The organism is Micromonospora sp. B9E7, assembly GCF_039871815.1.
Lineage (GTDB): Bacteria > Actinomycetota > Actinomycetes > Mycobacteriales > Micromonosporaceae > Micromonospora.
Genome location: NZ_JBDPLX010000005.1, coordinates 130456 through 150662 on the forward strand (window position 1 = coordinate 130456; position 20207 = coordinate 150662).

Below are 20207 nucleotides of genomic sequence, written 5' to 3' on the forward strand. Positions count from 1 at the left end.
TGGAACTACCGGTTGCACGTCTTTCCGCCGTCGTTCGCGTCCCAGCCGACGTCCCCGGTGCCAGCGGTTGCTCACCAGGTCACGTCGCCGGTGGCGGCCGAGACGCCTGGCAGGCGCATAACGGTCGATGCCCGGATCGCGTTGTGGGCGTGCGCCTTCAGCGTCCTCCCAGGCGTTCACGGCCCTCGTCGCCCTCGCTGTCGACGTCGACGAGTGTCTTGAGCTTCACGCTGACGAACGGGCTTCGGTCCAGGACTGGCAGAACCGCGGCCAGCTCTTCGTTTCGCGGTTCGGGCCGGAGGAGGTCCACCGCGTCTCGTGACGCAGCGCGCGGCGCCTACGGTAGGGAGGCCGTTCCGGTCGAGGCTGTGGTAGCCGGTGACAGCCGCGGGGTTTGAGCTCTCGATGTGCGAGTGCGGCGAGTGCCCTGCCGTGGGTCGATGACGGTGCGTCGGGTGGAGGCCGGTCAGCCGGCGTGGCAAGCGTCGTCGACGGTGACGTCAGCGGGTCTTCTTCGTCGCCCGTTTGCGGGGCGGCGTCAGCAGTTCAGCGATCGCGGCGATCGCGGACGGCATCAGCCGGTAGTACACCCAGACGCCGCGCTTGTCGCGCTCGAGCAGGCCGGCCTCGGTGAGGATCCGCAGGTGATGACTCACGGTCGGCTGGGAGAGCCCGAGCGGCGCGGTGAGGTCGCTGACGGAGGCCTCGCCCTCGGGAGACGACTGGATCAGGCTGAGCAGTCGTAGCCGGGCCGGGTCGGCGAATGCCTTCAGCACTGCGGCGAGCCGCTCGGCGTCGGCACGCTTGATCGGTTCGCCCGCAAGTGGCGAGATGGCAGGCATCATCGTTTCCGCAGTTCCCACGTCCTGCATCGTTGCAGCAACACCCCGGCTAGAGCGTTGTAACGAGGCCTTGATCACGGTGAGGTTCTCGGGTCCTAGTTAGGTAGCCATACAAATCAGCCGTATCCCAAGCCTGGAAATTCTGCCCCCGATATACACAGAGAAGCTGATCCTGGTGCGCACCAGGATCAGCCGCCCCACCTGCGTCTTCTCAGTTTATCAAGGCCCGTGATTGGGTCAGAGGGCAAACCGTTCAGTCGATATCAACTAGGAGTTAAGAGCACTAAGCGTATATTTACGGCGCAATCGGCCGAACATCACAGGAGGTATCGGATCGTGCGAACCGCGAAGCGAGTCGCCGTCACCGTTGCGGCATTTGCAGTGTCGCTGTCGGGTATGACGGTGATCGCAACGAGCGCCCAAGCTTCAGCCAGCGACTGCCCTGTCAACCGTGTGTGCCTCTGGGAAAACGAGAACCAGGACGGCGCGGGCGGAATCTTCATTGTGCAGGACAAGGCGCCCAATGGGCGTTACTGCGACCTGGACCTCAATGACAACAAGTTCAGCAACGGCCATCGCGTCTCCGACGCCACGTCGTCTGTTTACAACAGGACTGGATACAACATCTTCCTGTTCCAGAACCCGGCTCCTTACCGCTTTGCAGACAAAGCAGAAATTTTCCACGTGGCACCGAACAAAAAGGTCGACAGCCTGAAGAATGTAACGGTCACGCACGGAAACTACTTCCCTGGCAACAATGGCTGGACCTACCCGAACGTTAACTTCAGCGACAAGACCTCTGCCGTTTGCGACGCGTAGCTGCGTGCCGAGCCGGCGAAACCGTATTCGGTTTCGCCGGCTCACTATGCAGCCATGGACGAACCGGCCACCTCTGCCATTTCGGATACCGCCCGGCCGTGCCCGAGTACTGACGCTGCACCCGGCGGACCTGATGCCCTTCTTCAGGAATCCGGTCTCGTCGACGATCAGCACCCCGTCGCCGTCACCGAGGTGCTCGGACACGTAGGCATCGGGAGTTCGGTGCACTGACAACCCGCGTAAACGTCTGGGCCACCTCTTCGTAACACGAATTCCCGTTATCGCTGGCGCGAGCAGCGATGGGGGGTGGCGGTGATCGGCACCGCAGGCATGGAATGTCCGGAGTTTCTCACCACCTGGGTGAGGTCGGGCGTGTATCTGAGCCTCAGTCCAGGTGCCGTTCCACCGGAGGTGCTGTTGGCCGCGCCGGTGCCCGGCTTGCACCTGATCCACTCAGCAGTGGAGACGGTCGGGTCGGCAGGGGAAAACGCCGGCGCAGAGATGGTCGTCAAGGCCCTGCTGGCTCAGCCGATGGCGGTGGTCGAGCGGATGGTGGACGCTCCGAGGGCTTCGGTCACCAGAAAGCTCACCCTCCCTGATGCCATCGCCCGCGCTGACCGGCTCGGTATGCCGGTGCGGGTGCCGGGCACCGTCCTCGGCGGTGTGGACAACGACCGGGTGCTGCCGATCGGGGCAGACAGCCTGCCCGCCGACTACGTACTCGTCCTGCCGGAACGTCACCTGCTCGACAGGCACGCCGGCGACCTCGACCCGGGGCGGGTCACGCTCCGCGTACCGATGCCGGGCCAGGTCCGTCTGGCCGGCGACCGGGTGGAGGTGGGGCGCCCGCTGTCCATCGTTGATGCCCGCTTTGCCGGCAGGGACATCCGACTGACACCTGCCGGACGGCAACGGCCCGTGGATGGACTCGCCGGGCTGTGGCGGGCCCTGTCGAACCTGGCTCCGGGCGAGGTTGCCCAGGTACGGGTGACCCCGGAACACGGCGATCCGCCCTCCGTCTCTCTGGCTGTCAGTTCCGAGGACGGCACCGCACTGCTGACCGCCACACCGGACGGCCTCAGAGCGACGACCATCCCCCGGAACGCGGCCACGATGACCCTGACGGCAGCGCGAATGCTCGGACCGAATCCCGTTGTCGCCTACTCGCGGGAGGCCGTACAAGCTGCCATCCGATCAACTGTCGCCGCCCCGCGAGCGGAGCCGGCACTGCCCATGTTCGTGCTGTCCACGGCTACCGACGTCTCCTTCGCCGACCGCGACGTTCCCGCGCTGCACCCTGCCGTGGTGGATCAACTCGTCGAGCGGCTCGGACAGCAATATCCTGGATCACCGATCCAGCTGATCGGCCCGGACCCGGGTGGGCTGCTGCGCAACCGGCACCCGCAGTCCTTCGGTTTGATCGACGCACTCAGCGCGGTGGGACACGGGCACCTGGGCGAATCGGGCCGGGCCGCCATGTTGGCCGAACTGGGCGCCCAGGGCGCCACGCTGATCGGTGTCACCGACGACATCGCCAACGTGCCGGGTGGGCTGGGTCTGCGGACGCTGTGGCTCGGCGGGAAGGTGCGGCCGGACGGGCCGGTCAGCGGCGGGCTGGCGAACTCGCAACGGTTCGAGCTGCCGATCGACTGGCCGGTCAGGCGCGATGCCGTGGGTGCGGCGGTGGGCGGACTTCCGCCATCGGTGGTTGCGGTGCGAGCCGCGATGCATAACTGGTTGGCTTCCGTTCGAGACTATCGACGTCGCCTGAACGAGGGGCGGGAGGCCGACGGTCAGGTCGACCACATCCGGGCCTTGCGGCATCGTCTGGCCGAGGACGTCGAAGCTCACCTGCTGTCGGGGCTTGCCGCGCTCGACGAGGGGGTGCAGGCGGTAACCGCCTGGTGGAACGCCTTCCAGGTTGATCCAGCCTTCGACCTTTCGCAGAATTTTCAGCTGGCCCCGACCGAGATATATGGCGTGCTGCGCCGTGCTGTGAACCTCGACTGGGCCCTCGGTCCGACCGTGGTGCCCGAGTCCATCAAGGGGCACGAGTTCGCGCCGGCCCGACTCGACCGGGTCCCGGGTAGCAGGGCAGGTGAGTTGCAGATCCAGATGAACCCGGTGTGGACTCCGCTGGCCGCGCTGACTGCCGCCCACTTTGCCGATTCCCCGAGGGTGCCGTGGCAGTTCTCCGTCACATCGGACGGACTGCCCTGGTTCGGCAGTGAGAACGCCTCGAAGATCATGCCCGACCGGGAATGGTCGCAGAATCTGCGGGCGCAGGTCGATGGGCTCGGGCACCCCACCATCGGTGCGAGCTTTGGTCCCGACGGCCGCTTCGTGGTCGGCGACAACCGCGTCGGCGGTCAAGTTCACTACGAGCCGGACGACGGCATTCTGATCTTCAATGACATGTCGGGCCGGACGATGAGCCCGAAGGTTCGGCCGAGACTCACGGCGAAGGAGTCCGAGACCTGGGTGGCGCACGTCGCCCGCATGGTGAGCGCACAGACCGGCCTGGACTTCGAGATCGGGATTTCCAAGCAATTCGCGAAGGCGGCGCTCAAGTCGAACCCTGGTGACAGCGAAGCGCTCGCTCTGGTCTCCATTGTCAAGGCTGGTTTGTCGGACCGTCGTGCTGTCGCGGTGCTTCGCGAGGCTGCGGGCAGCCTGGACGGCCGGGTGTCCTCTGCACTTGCTCGCTTGCCATCCTCGGCGGCGAAGACCGAGGCAACCCGCGCGTGGCAGGCCTTTCAGAACACTGTGGCGCAGAGCAATGTCTCCGCCGTCGGCGCGGCAGCCAAAGCCGTTGCGGCGTACCTGGCGGCGCTGTCCAAGGTGTCCGCGGCCGTGGGACCATCAGCCCCGCGGGTGTTGCCGGACCCGGGATACTTCTTCCCCCTATCCGTTGCGGAGATCTCATCCGGGTTGTGGATCGGTTCCGGGCAGGTGCCGGACGAAGCCGCTGGAGCAGTTCGCCGCCTGGGTGAACAGCGGACCGTGGAGGTGCGATTCCGGGCCAATCCGGATCAGGGAGACATCGGATTGATGCGGCTGGCGCTCCTTCGCCAGCCGGCGGAGGTGATTGCGGCTGCGGCGCACCGGCCAGCGGGTCCCGATTTGACGGAAAGCTTCGACGCGCCGGCGCGAGCCGACGGGCTCGGTCTCCCTGTGGACATGGCTAAGGCCGACGTCCCGCAGCGATATCTGACCCAGCCCCCGGAGGCATCCGTCTGGCTGGACGAGCACGGCCAGTCGGTCGAGTCTCCGCACCGGGCGCACTATCTGCGTGTCCTGCCGACCAATCACCTCGTCGAACAGCATCTGGACTACGACACAGCCGTAGCCGAAGCGGTCAGCGGCCAGCCGCTCTCCCCACCCATCGAAGTCGGGCCACCTTCGTGGCAGTCCGACCCGAGGCCACGCTTCGCCAAGGCCAACCGATCTCGCTGGCAGAGCGCGCTGACGTCGGAGGACAGGGCAAAGGTCGATGCCGTCGTCGAGGCGGTGCGCCGAATCGGCTCGGACGACCCGACCCTCGGTCCGAAGGTGAAGAGGGAGTTGGCGGTGGTGGCCGCGCTGCGTTCGCTCAATGTGCTCCGAGACCAGCACGGCGCTGCGCGCCGCGGTGAACATCTGCTGGCGGAGATGGAGCGCCGGTTCGCACGCGACAGGCGGGCGAACCCTGCGGCCGTACGCCGAATGATGGTGCACCATCGCACCGATCTGGCCGGAAGTGACCGCGAGGTGCTGGATCTGGCTGGGGCGGCGGTGCGGCTCGCGCTCGCTCATGGCAGCGCCCTGCCCGCCGCACATATCGATGCGGCGGCGAGGACGCTGACCGTCGAGTTCGCCGCGGCGGGCGGCTCCCGGCCGGTACTGAATGCCGGGAGGAACACCATGCCGGTCGATGTTGTTCAGGCCGAGGAGTGGACACCACCGCTGACCGATGCCGCTGTCCTTGTCGACGGCCGGCTCAAGATCCGGGCGGACGCGAGCGACAGGTCGCTCGTGATCGGCATCGCGGGCCTGTTCGCCCAGATCGCCACGACAGGGGCCGCCCGACTGAACGAGAACCTGATGGCGGACAGCGCGGAGGCGCTGCACACCAAGCGCACGATCGTGCGACGGATCTACTTCGCCGGCAGTACCTGGGGCACGACCCGACCGAAGCGGTGGCTGAAGAAACATCTGTCGATGCCGCACACCACCGAGGTGCTGCGTGCGGAGCTTCGAGCGATCGACGAGCAGCTTCAGGTCAGCGATCCCGGCCATACCGACACCGCGGTGTGGGGAGTCGATCAGCCCGCGCACCTGACCGGCAAGGCTTCCTTCGCTGACCACCTCGCCCGGCGGATGATCTCCGCGTCGTCGATCGGCACCACGTTCGCCGGCGGGCTGAGCAACGATCCGCCGCGGGCGATGGCGTTGATGGGTGCTTCGGTCGCCGGAACCGGTACGCAGAACATCGTCCAGGCGGTTTCGGACGCGTTGGCGGCGAATGTGAGCGGCAACGCCGCACCCAAGACCGTGCTGGCGACCCCCAAGCGATGGGGCGAGCTGGGTCAGCCGACGAGAACCGCGTTAGGGCTGCCTACCGCTCAGGTCACCAAACGTGCGCCGTCCGCGTTGGCGATGGCGGCGGCCTCGGGCCTGGTGACCGGGCTGGTCGGTCTCGATGTGCCGCCGGTGCTGGACACGAGCGGTCAGGTCTTGGCCGACGGGCACAAAGTGCACCGGTGGGACCTGGCCGGCCTGTCGACCGCGTTGCAGGGCGGGCAGAGCCTGCTCGCCGGCGCCGGCTCCGACTGGGTTTTCGACCTGTGGGAGGGCCGGGCCAAGGCCACCTTCGAACGTGCCCTGAAGGGCAGCCCGGACCACCGTCGCAATCAGTACGTCGAGATAGCGTTCCACCACACGTTGGAGTTGTACGGGCGGTGGACGGAGTCCTTGAAGTCCGGGGTGACCGTTCCGGAGCACCTGAAGGCCGACGTAGCCGAGCTGATGGGGCAGGTCAACGGGCTGGCGTGGGCGGTCGAGAAGGAGGTGGACAACAAGGTCGCCGATCTACGGCGCCGCCGCAGACTGCTCAAGCGCTTCATCGGGATGTTCGGTCGGCAGCAGGGTCGGGAGAGCTACGACCTCGTCGATCGGGGATTGCCCAACGGGATGCCGAAAATCTGGCACAACATGCTGCGCACCGGCATCCAGTACTCCGCCGCGCAGGTGCCCTCCCAGGTGATCGGTCACCTCGCCGGCAGCGCGGCCGGCCTCGCCGACGGTGGCGTCATCTCGGGTGCCGGACGGGGCCTGGCCTACGGCGCCGGGTGGAGCGCGTTGAAGAACCACGAGTTCCGCGACGCCATGGCGGTCGCCGCCTGGGACGCTCGCTTCCACCTGGGAGTTGTCAGAGCCCTGCTGGACGCCATCGTGAAAGGCGAACCGGTCCCCGACGGGCAGGTGCCACGTGCCGCAGACGCGCAGCGCCACCCGTGGCTGGCACAGTTCAGCCAGGCTACCGCCCGCGTAGTGGATCAGCGACGAATCAACCGGGACAACCGTCGGCCCACCGAGATCTCGAAGCGCACGCAGATGCTCTACAAGCATGTGCCGGCCACCGCCGGTGGGGCGCTGGGCTACGGCATCGCGGCCGGCGCGGGGATGATCGCCGCCCCGGTGGCACTGCCGCTGATACTTACCGTCGCCGGTGTCCTGACCGTGACCGGCGCCGGCGAGACGTACCTTCGCACCCATGAACCCCGGCACCGTCAGGCGGCCCGTTTCGCGGGTGCCGCCGCCGAGGTGGGTGGTCAGCCGCGGTCCAGCGAGCAGTTCGTCGAGGTTCTCCGGGACAACCTGCGCGAGGCGGTCGCGGCGAACGTGCTGATCAAGCCCACGCACATGCCAGCCAACGCCTCTGTGCTCAGACGATTCGGCCATTGGCAGCGTGACGGGGTCACCGATGTCTGGGTCAGCGGAAGCCGGCGGGTTCGGCGTGTCCTGGTGTGGACTCGCGATCAGATCCGTGGCGGTGAGCCGCCACGAAACCTCACCCGGCAGCCAATCCGTACGGCCGGACCCGTGCGGCTGACTTCGGCTGACCGGGCCGAGGTCGACGCGCTGCACGAAATCCTCACCGACCTCGACAACCTGAAGCGGTGGGCCGTCGGCGACCACGGTGACCGCGACCTGCTCCGGACCGCCCTCGCTCTGCACCTGGACAAACTCGGTCTGTGGCAGGACACGGGGCAGCAGGACTGGTCCTGGGACCAGACGCGCTGGGCCGCGATCGCCGCGGCACTACGATCCCGGCACGGACGGGTCGATCCATTGGTCGGTGCCGCATCGGATGTCGCCGTCGAGTCCGCCGATTCGATGGCAGCCGTCCGGGGTGTGGGATCGGACAAGAATTCGCCGTACCGGGTGGCCGTGGACCGTGAACGGGAGCGAACCAACCATCTCTGGGCGGGCATCGCCGCGATGTCGTCGACGGCCACCGGCACCCAGGCCCAACCCTGGGTCGCCGTGGTCTCCCCGACCAAGCTGCAACTCGCGGTCGGCGACCTGAAGAACGCCGAACTCACCGTGAGGGTGGACCCGACCCTCGGCAGGCACGCCGAGGTGGCGCTGCGGCTGCGGCACTGGTCAGCACCGAACTACGAACTCGTCGTACGCGACGATGCCACCCTGCATGATCCGGACGCCCTCGGACACCTCATACGGGGAGCCGCCGAGCACATCAGGATCAACCGTCCGGGCATCGGGTCGCGGTCCTGGAACGTGGCTCAGCACGCAGTACGCGCCGAAAACCGGTATCCCGTCCTGCGCATGCCCCTCGAACCGTCCGGGCCGCCGAGTTGGCCGATGAGGTTGACCGACACCGTCACCGCGCACCCACACGTCCACGTGATCTCCTCGCACACCCGGGGCGTGCCGTCCCAGCTGATCACCGACCTGACCGAGGCCGCCGACGCCGATCATCCGGTGATCCTGCTGGATGCCCAGAGCACCGGCCGACCCGTGCTTGCGTCCGACCTCGCGACGCTCAACTACCTGCTCGAACAGTTCGCCCAACGCGACCGCCTGCCGATCGTCGTCACCAGAGGAAGCATGAACGGCGAGGTCGAACGCGCTGTGTTGACCGTGGCGAGGAAATATGGCGCCGCAGTGCTGCATCCGACCCTGCAAAGGTCGGGCGGATCCGGGCTTGTCGGCCTGCAGGTCGGCTACCGATGGAAGATCACCGCGCCGCGGCAGGACGGGCAGGATGCGAGGCCCGGCGAGATCTGGGACCGGATCACCGCCGGTGTCCTGCACGCCGCCACCGAACTGGCCCGGCCGACGGCAGCCGTCAGCAGGGTCGACGACAGGCTCGGCGAACTGATCTGGGCGGCGGACCTCAACGCGGCCCGCGACGTCTTCGACAGCCTCCGCGAACACTGGTCACCGCAGCGGCTGAAAGTGGGCCTGGCCCAGGTCAGGAAGATGATCGAGCGGGTACCCGACCAGCCCGCACTGAGCGTCTTCGACCCGGTCCTGGAATTCGGCGCGGCAGGCCACGCCGAAATCGTCTTCGACTACGCCTGCGCCGAACCGGCCCAACGGCCCCGCGTGCTCCTCGACGCGGTGGGCCGACTCGACGCGGCCGGACAGCTCGACCCGCCAGTCGAAGGCGGCCTCACCACAGCGGCGCTGGCATCGATGACGAAACTGGTCGGCCCCGTCGACGCCACCGACATCTCCGGATCGATGCTCAACGTCGTCAAGCTCATCAGAACCCAGCAGTTCACCGGTGCCGGGGATTTCGTCAACGCCAACCGCGGCAAACTCACCGTCGAGCAGAAGCAGCAGTGGGTGGATGCGATCGCCGGGCTCAGCGCCGCCATGCCCGCCAACGCCGACCAGCTTCATCGGCTGTCACGGGCCGTCCTCGACTGCTGACGGCCTCCGACGTCACACATGTCAGCGGACGGGATGGGATCGCCGGGTCGGCCAGAGACGGCCGGCGAGCCGGGATCTGAACGGTGACCGGGCCGAGTGCCGGGCACGTGGCGGGGCCCCGGATCGCGCACCGCGATCCGGGGCCCCGCCAACGCGACTCAGTCGTTCAAGCCGCAGTCCTTCGCCGGGTTCGGTGCGCAGGACAGCTTCGTGTAGCCGGCCGGCGGGGAAGCCTCCAGCTTCCCCAGGTTTCCGGCGGTGCGGGGCAGCCACTCGTAGTTGCTGGTGGTGGTGCCGTTGAAGGTTTTGTGGATGAGGCGGACCGGCAGGTAAGACTCGGCGTCGACCCAGATCTGCATGGACTCCTCGGCGGCCTTCGCCTTGTCCATCGCGCTGTCCGGACCACCCAGCCATTGCAGGTGTACGGCTGGCTTGCCGTCGATCGACTCCTTGCCGACGAGCGTCAGCTTCCCGCTGTCGACCGCACTCCTGAGGTCGGCGGGGTTGAGCGCCGGTGGCAGCGACTGGACCGTGTTGCTGTCGAGCGCCTCAAGCCGGGCGACCTCGTATGTCCACCACTTCTTCTTGTCATGGTTGAGTTCCACCGCGTTGGAGCCGTCCAGCACGACCGTGTACGAGCGCGTGTCGCCGAAGAAGATCTGGTTGTCCTGCCGCTCCCGCTTGGTTGTCGGGTCGCTCCAGAGTTCGGTCTTGCTGGCGGCCTTGCCGTCGCGTCCCTCGTGTGAGGAGTTCTCGTGCTGGACGTAGCCGGACACGTCAGCCAGGGCGGCACCGGTCCGCTCGGCAACGAAACCGACAGTGAGCATGTCGGGGGTTTCCGGGGCGGTGCCTTGTGGAGCCAAGACCAGCGAGGCGCCCAGTGCGATAGCGGCAATCACCGGAACGGCACCGGCAATGCCCAGCGCCCGGTTGCGGCGCTTGTTCCTACGGTGCAGGGTCTCGGTGAGCCCCGAGGGTGCGGTCATTTGGTGCGTCTCCTCATGCAGCCGGTCGCCCAGCAGTCGACCCAGCTGATCGTCGTCGAGAGCGGTCATTGGAAGGCCCTCCTGCCGTTGGTTTCGTGAAAGTCGCCGAGTAGTTCGCGCAGCCGCGCCAATGCGCGGGAGGTGTACGATTTGACCGTTCCGCTCGAGCAGTGGAGCAATTCGGCTGTCTGCTCGACGGACAGATCCTCGAAATAGCGGAGCACGATCACCTGCCGTTGCCGAACCGGCAGTTTCCTGATCGCATCGGTGACCGTCCGCCGGTCCCCGATCCCGTCCAGTCCGGGGTCGTCGGAGCGGAAGGCATTGGTGTCCTCCGGCAGTGCGGTCTCGCGGGGCCGCCTCAACAAGGCTCTGATCCGGTCACGTGACAGATTGATCAGGACGTGCCGGACGTACGACTCGGGTGCGTGGCAGGCCTTCGACCAGCGGCGCATCGTACGAAGCAGGGCTATCTGCAGCAGGTCCTCGGCATGGCCACGGTCCCCGGTCAGGAGGTACGCGAGGCGCAGAAGCGCTGCTGACTTCTGCTCGACGAACGTGTCGAAGCTCGGATCAACTCTCACGAGGCTAAGAACTCCGCCGGTTTAACGGTGGTTGCCATGATCGGTCGGCGGGGAAGAACAGGTCGGGTAGCGATCCGTGGCCGTGGCGCATGTGACCGGTCCGCCGCGTGGGCATGCTCGGCTCGGTGCGCACCGGGCACGGGACCTGCCGTGCCTGTCGGCAATGGCGCGGATGCAGAAGGCGTGGAGGCTGTCCTGTCCATGGTCTTCTGGGCGAGTGCGAGCGCCGTCATCAGGCACTCCCGAGCCTGGTTGACGGTGCCGAGCAGGATCGCCACCGCCCTCTACGGGCAACGGCCGGCGCCGAGCGGTCATTCAGTCAGGCCGGTGACACCGGCCGTCGTCAACAACCGGGCCGGGACGTGAGTCGGTTTGACGATCGGACACCGGCGTGGCCCCCGCCGCTGGAGGGAAGCGTGGGCCACGCCGGGGATCTGGGACGGCCGACGGGATACGCGCCCGCTACTGCGCGGTCGAAATGACCAGTGCCGGCCGTGACGATCGGCTCCTGCCCGTTGCGTGAAGGCAGGACCCGACAAAGACGTTAGCGTCAGGCAGTGGAAGGATTCTTCCCAGCTAGGGAACGCGGCGGCTCTACCCACCACAACTGCCGCTGGGTGTCATGCCGCGTCATCGATGATGGCGCGAAAGCGACTCGCCAGGCGGATGGCCCGAACGTTTCCCGACCTGATCAGGGCTTGTTGAACTGGGTGGCCATGCGCGGCGGCGAGACCGGCCACGTGCCGGGCCACCGCGGTGCCGATCCCACGGCCCTGCCATGCGTCAGCGATCAACAGGGCGATCTCCGGCGGTCCGCAGTCCTGCCACAACAGGTGGGCAAGACCGATCAGCCCTGGCCGCTGCGGGCAGGCGATGAGAAACGTGTAGCCGCGATCAGGGTCGATCAGATGTCGCCACTCGGCGTGGCGGATCCGGTCTCGCGACGCGTGGTAGCGGGCCCTGCGGCTCTCGGCGGAGCATTCCCAGCGGTGCAGGTGGTTGGCCGCCTCGAGATCGGTGAGAGTGGCTCGGCGAAGGCGTAGTCGCAGCCCGGCAGTTGTCACCACGTCCACGTTCTCGTGCTGACTCTCAACGAGGAACCCCTGCTGCACGAATCAACTCCAAGGCTGGTAACGAAGGCCGTTCCCAGAATGACAGCGCAGACTTCAAACGGACTGTATGCCGAGTGAACGAGACTGGTCTCCGTGCGAGCGAAAATCCTCGTTCCCCGGTGAACCACTGTGGGGCTGAGATTCGTGACCTGAGCGGAAGACTTTCCGCGCCGGAAGAATGCGTAAAGAATGTGGGAGTTCTTGTCGTGGGTGCCCCAGGGAATTGCTCGCGAGTTGGCCGAGTACGCCCGGCGGGGCAACGAGGTGGTCACCGGACGAACAGCGGGCCGAGGCCGAGGCGGCGCGGCTTGAAGCCGAAACCGGAAGGTCTGCGTCTGGGGCGGGCTCGACCTGCCCCGGCCGGACTCGGTGGCGGACTCACTCGTTAGGCGGCGAGGCCCGCTCGCTGAGTCATCCGGGCGATCAAGCTTCCGCCCATTCGCGATGCGTCGTCTCACCGTCGCTGCGAGCGTCCACTTCTCGTCAAGAGCGGGTCGATACGGTTGCCGGGATTAGGTCTGGATTTAATTGAGACGCTCGACGGTCGGCGTGGCCTCCGCCACATCAATATGCAAAGGATCAAGAAGCGAGCCATGGCAGACAGTCGTGACATGTACCTCGTCCACAGCGCCTTCCGGCGCGAGTTTCCCGCTGCTGCGGCACTCGTCCGGACCGTGGCAGCGAACGACAGCGCCAACGCCTCCCGGGTCGCCGAGCACGTGCTCCTGCTCACCGGTTTGTTGAACCTGCATCACGCCGGTGAGGACGAGAAGGTCTGGCCGAAACTGCTGCAACGGGGCCCGAACGAGATCGCGCCGTTGGTCGAGACCATGGAACGTCAGCACGAGGGCCTGCATGAGGCACTGGTCGAGGTGGAGAGGCTGGCCACCGTGTGGCGCTGGAGGGCGACGTCGGCTGACCGTGATGCGGTGGCCTCGGCCGTCGACGCCATGATTCCGCCGATGCTGGAGCACCTGGTCACCGAGGAGACGCACCTGCTGGCGTTGATCGACAAATACCTGACCGACAAGGAGTGGGCCGAGGTGGGCGCGGCCGCGATGGCCTCGATGCCGAAGAGCCTGCTGCCCATGGCCTTCGGGATGGTGCTGCGCGACGGCACGCCCGAGTACGTCGCAGGTCTCAAGGCGGTGATCCCGGGTCCAGCCTGGTTCGTGCTCTCCCGGCTCGGACCGGGTGCGTACACCCGATACGCCCGTCGGATGGGCCTGGACAAGGTGCGCGCCGCCTGACCGGGCATTGACAGTTAAGTGAATGAAAGGGCAGCCAGGTTTCCTGGCTGCCCTTTCATCGTGAACCCGAACTCGTGGCCTCGTCGGAAATGGTCAGTAGAAATCAACTGCGGTCCGACATGCTGGACTGGGGGGTTGCCGGGGGGCTGCTGATGTCATTCGTGGTCACCGAGGAGCTGTAATGAGCACGAGATCGGAAACGACGCACACCGTCCGGGTGGGCGACCTTTCCCTGATATGTCACATTCGCGGTCGAGGCCCGCTTTGTTTCGTACATCCGGGTGGCCCTGGGCTCTCCGGAGACTATCTGCGCATGCCACTGCTCGAGCGCCGTCTGACGATGGTCTATCTCGAGCCGGTGGGCACGGGCGGTTCGAGCCGGTTGCCGGCGGGGGCGAGGTACGACCTCGACACCTACGCGGATCACCTCGGCGCGGTGATCGCCGACTTCTCCGACGCTCCGGTGCTCGTCCTGGGGCACGGGCACGGTGGATTCGTCGCGCAGAATCATGCATTGCGCCGCCCGGACCGGACGGCCGGGCTGATCCTGTACGCGACCGCACCGGTGGTCGACCAACACACCCGGGCGGCGGCGCGGGAGAAGCTACGGCAGTACGCTCTGGCCCACGGGGACCGCATCGATGCCGAGGCGATGGTCGCCGCGTATGACCGTCCCGCCGGTCGGTGGGTGCACGAGACCACCGCACGGCTCTGGCAGATCCTCCCCGCCTACTTCGCCGACTACTGGCGGCGGACGGAGTTCGCCCACCTCCTCGGTGCGCTAGCGTGCTGGCCGCGGCCGGCCACCGACTTCGACCTCCGCTGCGCGCTGCCCTCGATCACCGCACCGACGATGGTCGTAGCGGGGGTGCACGACTTCGAATTCGGCCCGGAGCCGGCCGAGATGTTGCGGTCGGCCATTCCCGGGGCGGTCCTGGCCGAGTTCTCCGACAGCGGGCACTTCCCGCACCTGGAAGAGGCGGAGCGCTTCAGCCACATGGTGCTGGAGTTCGCCCTGCGGGTCCCCGGCCGGCCTCGTCGCGCGAGCGAGATGGCCTCGACCGGGAGACAGGATGCGCGTTGGTGGTGACGGGCGCGGCGGCGCCGCCCCGGCCGGCAAGTGGGCGGCCGGGGCGGCATCGCCGGAAGCTCATTCCGGGAGCTGGTAGAGGCGATAGCGGGCGACGGTGTCGAAGCCGATCTGCCGGTACACCGGCTCGCCCTCGGCGCTCGCCTGCAGCGTGGCAATCCGCCGCCCCGACTCGCGGGTGATGCGCAACGCCTCGCGGGTGAGGGCGGTCGCGATTCCGCGCCGCCGGAAGGCAGGGTCGGTGGCGATGCAGTACAGGGCGCCGACGTCGGTGCCGAGCGACAGGGTGCACGTGCCGACGGTGCGGCCGTCGACGGTGCCCGCGAGCCGTAACACATGGGGGTAGGCGAAGTTGAGTTCCCGGTCGACGACGATCCCAAGGTCACCGGAGATGCCGAGCGGTCCGGCGTAGGCATCGACGTACTCCCGCATCCCGACCGGGCCGACGACGGTCCGGATCTTCAGATCGGCGGGCGATGCGGCCTCGGCCACGGTGGTCACGTCTACCGCCATGATCGGCATGTCACCGATCTGCTCCGCGCCGCGCTCGAGTAGGCCTTCGGCGGTGCCCTCGTCGCTGTCCGCGCCCACCCACCAGCCCCACCGCGAGCCGGTGAGGCGCCTCTTCACCTCCGCGATCGCGTCGTCCAGCTGCCGACCGCGGACGCGTAGGACCCCGTTGAGCAGCGGGTGGGGTATGTCGGTGCGGTAAGTCGGGAGGTCGGTGTCGGGGCGCGCGCCGGCCCAGCCGCACCAGTAGCGGCGGTTGGCGGCGAGTTGCGGCTCCAGGTCATGGACGGAGTACTTGGTCATACCTTCCAGGACCTGGTTCGGCGGCCAGAAGTTCGATTCCCCGGGGGAGTGATCTCCGGGCGGGTCGGTCGCGGGGTGTGCAGGAGGCGTACCTCACACACCAGGCCCTTCTTCTCGCGGAGCAGCCAGGTCCCGCCGGGCGGGCAGTGAAACGGATCCTCCGGCGGGTTGATGAAGGCGTTCTCCCAGATCGTGATGCCCGCACCAGCCACCACCCCGGTGATCTGGTGAGCGACGCCGGAGTCGTAGTCCCGTCGCATGGCCGCGAATACCGGTTCGCGGCCCGTCGTCCGGTTGCCACTTGGCCAGCAGAAGGTCATGTCCTCGGCCCAGCGCGCGGCCACCTTGTTCATCGGCGCACCGTCGGCCACCGCGGACAGCACCGTCGTCGCCTCCTCGCGTCGTTCGGCCTGCAGGGACGCCGTCTCGTCATGCCGCTCGTCGTGTATACGGGGCAGGACGTCGGCCAACTGACGGCGCGCTTCGCTCAGGCGGCTGCGAACGGTGCCGACCGGGACCCCGCACAGATGCGCGATCTGCTCGTACGAGTTGTTCTCGGTGAAGTAGCGCAGCAACGCCACCGTCTGCGCGGCTGGCGACAACTGTTGCAGTCCGTGCCAGATCCAGTCCCGCATGGCGCTGCGTTCGATGCGGGCGACCGGGTCGTCCAGCCCCGAGGCGACCAGGTTCTCGCCGGCCACGCCGACCGGGACGGGCCTACATGAGCGGAGGAACTTCCGGCAGTTGTTGCGGACGATGGCGTGCAGCCAGGGCCGCAACGCCGAGGGGTCGCGCAGCTCGCCGATCCGGCAAAACGCCGTGATCGCCGCATCCTGGCAGGCATCCTCGGCGTCGGGCCTGGCGCCCAGAATGCGGTGTGCCACCGCGAGCATGCCGGCGTAGTGAAGCTCGAACAGCAGCGTGAAGCTTCGCGGATCGCCCAGCTGGGCGGCCCGGACCACCTGCTCCGCGTCGCCGGCCGACACGGGTCCCGATGTTGGTAGGAGCATCCCGGAACGCTAGCTCGGGCTAAGGAAATCTCTCTCAGCGAACCGAACTTTCTTCCTGCCGCCTGGATCTGCAGTACATGCCCATCGACACGAGTCAGGACCACGCCGTCGGCGAAACGGCGCACGTCGTGCCCTGTTCAACCCCGATGTCCGTCTTGCCGAGCGCGGCACCCTGCGGTCCCGCGAGCCGGAAGAACGGACGCCCAATTCAGTCACCGTCAAGTGAATCTTCACAAGAGCCTGTTGTCTCCGGCAGGTCAACGGAGCCGGCACCCAAGGGTGCGCTGCGCCTGCAGATCATGGGCCCGCTGCGGCTCTGGCGCGGTGAGGTCGAGCTGGACGCGGGCCCGCGTCAGCAACGCGGCCTGTTGGCGGTTCTTCTGGCTCGTGCGGGGCGGCCCGTCAGCACCAGCGATCTGACGGGTCTGATCTGGGGTCCGGACTCGCCGGCCAGCTCGGTGAACGTGATCCACAAGTATGTCGGAGCGCTGCGCCGCCTGCTCGAACCCGATCTACCCGCACGCGCTGCCGGGTCTTACCTGCTGCGGCACGGCAACGGATATCGCTTCGCGGCCGGGCCGGAGACGCTCGACCTCCTCGCATTCCGCCGCCACGTCTCGGCCGCAGAGTCCAGCCTGGGGCAGGACCGTCCCGTCGAGGCGCTCGACCACTACCTCAACGCTCTTGAGCTGTGCCACGGTTCGGCCGGCGACTCCTTGATCGACAGCACGGCGGCGGCAGCAACCTTCGCCGGCATCGACAGCGAGTTCTTCGACGCCGCAGTCGCCGCCGCCGCAGTGGCCGTGCGAGTGCGTCAGCCCGGGCGGGTGCTGGCCTCGCTGCGGCTCGCGGCGGAGATGGGCCGGCTCAACGAGCCGGTCCACGCGTGCCTGGTGACGACGCTCGCCGCGGCCGACCATCAGGCCGAGGCGTTGGCGGTCTACGGCGCGATTCGCGCGCGCCTGGAGGACGAGCTGGGCATCGACCCCGGACACAAGCTCCAGGACGCCCAGCGGCGGACCCTCACCCAGGCGGGAATGCCGCCCTCCGTGGGCCCGAATCCAATCCCCGGGGCATCCCGGCCGATTCCCCTGGTGCGCCCGGCGCAGCTTCCGCCGGACCTACCCCTTTTCGTGGGGCGCGACTCCGAGTTGACGATCCTGAGTGACCTGGTGACCGGGATGCAGACCGTCGGACGGACCAGCCCTCTGGTGGTCGCGATGAACGGCATGGGCGGCGTCGGCAAGTCGACGCTCGCGGTGCATTTCGCGCACCGGGTGGCCGGCGAGTTCAGCGACGGGCAGCTCTACCTCGACCTTCAGGGTCACCTCGGCGAGGGTGAGAGCCGGTCGGCCGGCGAAGCGGTGCGCCTTCTTCTGCACGCGGTGGGTGTGCCCGCCTCCGACGTTCCAGACAGGTTCGACGCGCGGATCGGGATGTACCGGAGCATGACCGCCGGGAAGCGGATCCTGGTCCTGCTGGACAACGTCCGCGATGCCTCCCAGGTGCGTCCGCTGCTGCCGAACTCGGCGGACAGTCTCGTGATCGTCACCAGCCGGCGGTCGCTTGTCGGCCTGGCCGCGTTCGACGGGGCCTATCCGCTCCGCGTTGATCTGCCCGACCTGCCGACGGCCCGTCGGCTGCTCGAACGCCGTCTGGCCGACATGCCGAGTCAGCCGGCCGGCGGAACGGCGGGCGGGGAGATCGTCGACGAGATCATCGAACTGTGCGGCCGGCTTCCGCTGGCGCTGGCCATCCTGGCGGCCCGGATCGCCGTCCGCCCGCGATTGTCGCTGGCCTCCGTCGCCGCCGAGCTACGCGACGGCGCTCGCCGGCTCGAGGCGTTCCCTGGTGGGGGCGGCCTCAGTGATCCGCGTACCGCCTTCTCGTGGTCCTACCGGCAGCTTGGTCCCGGTGCCGCCCGGCTGTTCCGGCTTCTGTCGGTGGCCCCGGTGCCGGGTGTCACGGCCGCGGCCTGCGTGAGTCTGGGCGACCGCAACACCGACGACACCCGGGCCGAGCTGACCGAGCTGATCGAGGCGGACCTGGTGACCGAGCACGAGGACGGCCGGCTCACGTCGCACGTGCTGGTCCGGACGTACGCGGAAGAGCTCCTCCAGGCCGAGGAGCCGGCGGCGGAACGACGGGCGGCGATCAGCCGCCTGCTGCAGTACTACCTGCACAGCAGTTTCCACGCACAGGTGGTGCTTGAGCCGAACCGGACGCCGATCGAGCCGCCGCCGCCCCTGCCCGGTGTCGTCGCGGAGCAGCCGGAGACGTACGACGAGGCAACCGCCTGGTTTGCGAGTCAGCGGGAGGTGCTCAAGGAAGCGGTCCGCCTGGCGGCCGACGTCCGGTACGGCATCGTGCCTTGGCAGCTCGCCATCACGATGCAGCAGTACCTGCAGTGGGCCGGATACTTCCAGGACTGGGAAGACGTCATGAGGGTGGCGCTGCACGCGGCACAGGAAAGCCACGATGCCGTCGGGGAGGCGCACGTCCTGCGCAGCCTGGCCGGTGCGCGGCATATGTTCGGAGCCAACGAAGAGTCGCTCCGCCTGCTCAGCGAAGCGCTGCGCACCTACGAGGACCGGGACATGCGGCTGGAACAGGCGCTGGTGCACAACAACTTCCACCAGGTGTTCAGTGCGCTGAGCCGACACGACCTCGCCCTTGCGCACAGCGAGAAGGCGCTGTCGCTGTCCCGACTTCTCGAGAATCGTCGGGCCGAGATCTTCAGCCTCCTGTTCAGTGGGACGTCGCTCGCCGGCCTGGGACAGGTGGAGGAATCAGCCCAAGCGCTGAAAGAGGCCCTCGAACTCAATCAGCAGGTCGGACGCGGCCGCGAGGAAAGCGAGATCCGTTCCGCTATCGCCCACAACCTGGCCGAATCCGGACGCATTAATGAGGCGGTCGAACAGCTGGAACTGTCGGCGGAGACGGCGCGGCGCGTCGGAGACCGACCGTTGCAGTTCGACGCGCTGCGGCAGATGGCCGAGGTTCTGATCACGTCTCGCGACATCCTCGCAGCGCGGCGGGTGTTCGAGCGCGCCCGCGCGGTTCTTGCGGAGTTGCAGGGCGGCACCGACAGCATGCGTGCCTCTCTCACCCGTCTCGCCGAGTTGCTGCCCCCTGCCGGGTAATCGCACCTACCGCGACCGGCTATCAACGTCGCAGGGATGACAACGGTCGAACGCTCCGCCTCCCCGAGGCATCGATTAGGTGTTGGCCATCGTCTGCCGAGGCCCTCGACACCGCAGTCGCCCACGTCTCAACGAGTGCGGCGACGGCATCATCGTCCGAGCCGGAACAGCACGCGTCAGCCGCGACGACATACAACCCCACCTTCCCGCCTCCGACGCCAAGAACCTGCTACTCAACGCCCTTACCGTCTACAAGCGGGAGCGCCGCACCCTCCCTGCCCGTGTGGCGACCCACAAGTCGTCCCGTTTCAGCCCAACGAGGTCGACGGCTTCACGGCCGCGGCCGACGATCGGGAGCTGCACGCCCTCGACCTCATCCGGCCGGCCGGCGATCAGCAGCACGCTGAGGGCGTTCCTGTCGGACTGGCAACCACGCCAACGACCGTCGGAATTCAGGCGGCCGTCTTCGAAGCACTCGGTTCGCTGAGCCGTGCGCATCCGGAGTGGGGACATTACAACCTGGTCTCGAGCGTGATCTACGCGCTCCACTTGACCATCGAGAATGATCGCCTCATTGGCGGGGGCAGCCAGAGCCATCTCTTGAGGGGCGCCGA

General features: G+C 67.6%; 12 protein-coding genes and 1 pseudogene. 5 read left to right on the forward strand and 8 right to left on the reverse strand.

The window, feature by feature from the left end; genetic code table 11:
* Window positions 1–157: 157 nt before the first annotated feature.
* Both ABGB10_RS09830 and ABGB10_RS09835 read right to left on the reverse strand, forming a co-directional pair.
* Window positions 158–310, reverse strand: a complete 153-nt coding sequence (locus ABGB10_RS09830; RefSeq protein WP_347660565.1) for a hypothetical protein — start codon at window positions 308–310, stop codon at window positions 158–160.
* A 190-nt stretch (window positions 311–500) separates the two neighbouring features.
* The gene (locus tag ABGB10_RS09835; RefSeq protein ID WP_347660789.1) at window positions 501–872 is read right to left on the reverse strand and encodes a metalloregulator ArsR/SmtB family transcription factor; all 372 of its coding nucleotides are present in this window, start codon (window positions 870–872) and stop codon (window positions 501–503) included.
* 306 nt (window positions 873–1178) lie between these two features.
* Here ABGB10_RS09835 and ABGB10_RS09840 point away from each other — a divergent pair, with 306 nt between their 5' ends.
* On the forward strand, window positions 1179–1661 hold the full coding sequence (locus ABGB10_RS09840) for a peptidase inhibitor family I36 protein (RefSeq protein WP_347660566.1): 483 nt from the start codon (window positions 1179–1181) through the stop codon (window positions 1659–1661).
* Between the two features lie 88 nt (window positions 1662–1749).
* Here ABGB10_RS09840 and ABGB10_RS09845 read toward each other — a convergent pair.
* Window positions 1750–1868 (reverse strand): annotated as a pseudogene (locus ABGB10_RS09845) (transposase); the annotation flags it as partial.
* A gap of 165 nt (window positions 1869–2033) precedes the next feature.
* Here ABGB10_RS09845 and ABGB10_RS09850 point away from each other — a divergent pair.
* The gene (locus tag ABGB10_RS09850; protein WP_347660567.1) at window positions 2034–9605 is read left to right on the forward strand and encodes a hypothetical protein; all 7572 of its coding nucleotides are present in this window, start codon (window positions 2034–2036) and stop codon (window positions 9603–9605) included.
* A 158-nt stretch (window positions 9606–9763) separates the two neighbouring features.
* Here the strand turns inward: ABGB10_RS09850 and ABGB10_RS09855 are convergent, their stop codons facing one another.
* The 3 genes from ABGB10_RS09855 to ABGB10_RS09865 form a co-directional block, all read right to left on the reverse strand.
* Complete coding sequence (locus tag ABGB10_RS09855; protein WP_347660568.1) at window positions 9764–10660, reverse strand: hypothetical protein; 897 nt, start codon at window positions 10658–10660, stop codon at window positions 9764–9766.
* On the reverse strand, window positions 10657–11175 hold the full coding sequence (locus ABGB10_RS09860; RefSeq protein WP_347660569.1) for a SigE family RNA polymerase sigma factor: 519 nt from the start codon (window positions 11173–11175) through the stop codon (window positions 10657–10659). The genes ABGB10_RS09855 and ABGB10_RS09860 overlap by 4 nt, the downstream gene beginning before the upstream one ends.
* 620 nt (window positions 11176–11795) lie before the next feature.
* Window positions 11796–12287, reverse strand: coding sequence for a GNAT family N-acetyltransferase (locus ABGB10_RS09865; protein ID WP_347660570.1), 492 nt, complete (start codon window positions 12285–12287; stop codon window positions 11796–11798).
* Window positions 12288–12880: 593 nt separating this feature from the next.
* Between ABGB10_RS09865 and ABGB10_RS09870 the strand changes: the two genes are divergently transcribed.
* Both ABGB10_RS09870 and ABGB10_RS09875 read left to right on the forward strand, forming a co-directional pair.
* A complete protein-coding gene (locus ABGB10_RS09870; protein WP_347660571.1) occupies window positions 12881–13537 on the forward strand; it encodes a hemerythrin domain-containing protein in 657 nt (218 codons plus the stop codon).
* Window positions 13538–13718: 181 nt separating this feature from the next.
* Complete coding sequence (locus tag ABGB10_RS09875; protein ID WP_347660572.1) at window positions 13719–14627, forward strand: alpha/beta hydrolase; 909 nt, start codon at window positions 13719–13721, stop codon at window positions 14625–14627.
* A gap of 60 nt (window positions 14628–14687) precedes the next feature.
* Here the strand turns inward: ABGB10_RS09875 and ABGB10_RS09880 are convergent, their stop codons facing one another.
* On the reverse strand, window positions 14688–15440 hold the full coding sequence (locus tag ABGB10_RS09880; RefSeq protein ID WP_347660573.1) for a GNAT family N-acetyltransferase: 753 nt from the start codon (window positions 15438–15440) through the stop codon (window positions 14688–14690).
* Window positions 15437–16426, reverse strand: a complete 990-nt coding sequence (locus ABGB10_RS09885) for a sigma-70 family RNA polymerase sigma factor (RefSeq protein ID WP_347660574.1) — start codon at window positions 16424–16426, stop codon at window positions 15437–15439. The genes ABGB10_RS09880 and ABGB10_RS09885 overlap by 4 nt, the downstream gene beginning before the upstream one ends.
* 323 nt (window positions 16427–16749) lie before the next feature.
* Here ABGB10_RS09885 and ABGB10_RS09890 point away from each other — a divergent pair, with 323 nt between their 5' ends.
* Window positions 16750–19593, forward strand: coding sequence for a BTAD domain-containing putative transcriptional regulator (locus ABGB10_RS09890; RefSeq protein WP_347660575.1), 2844 nt, complete (start codon window positions 16750–16752; stop codon window positions 19591–19593).
* Window positions 19594–20207: the final 614 nt, after the last annotated feature.

What these genes read in the sequence shown, in the direction of transcription:
- ABGB10_RS09875 (WP_347660572.1), top strand. Translation starts at nt 13,719, where the DNA reads ATGAGCACGAGATCGGAAACGACGCACACCGTCCGGGTGGGCGACCTT.
- ABGB10_RS09855 (WP_347660568.1), bottom strand. Translation starts at nt 10,660, where the DNA reads ATGACCGCTCTCGACGACGATCAGCTGGGTCGACTGCTGGGCGACCGG.
- ABGB10_RS09870 (WP_347660571.1), top strand. Translation starts at nt 12,881, where the DNA reads ATGGCAGACAGTCGTGACATGTACCTCGTCCACAGCGCCTTCCGGCGC.
- ABGB10_RS09835 (WP_347660789.1), bottom strand. Translation starts at nt 872, where the DNA reads ATGCAGGACGTGGGAACTGCGGAAACGATGATGCCTGCCATCTCGCCA.
- ABGB10_RS09880 (WP_347660573.1), bottom strand. Translation starts at nt 15,440, where the DNA reads ATGACCAAGTACTCCGTCCATGACCTGGAGCCGCAACTCGCCGCCAAC.
- ABGB10_RS09890 (WP_347660575.1), top strand. Translation starts at nt 16,750, where the DNA reads ATGGGCCCGCTGCGGCTCTGGCGCGGTGAGGTCGAGCTGGACGCGGGC.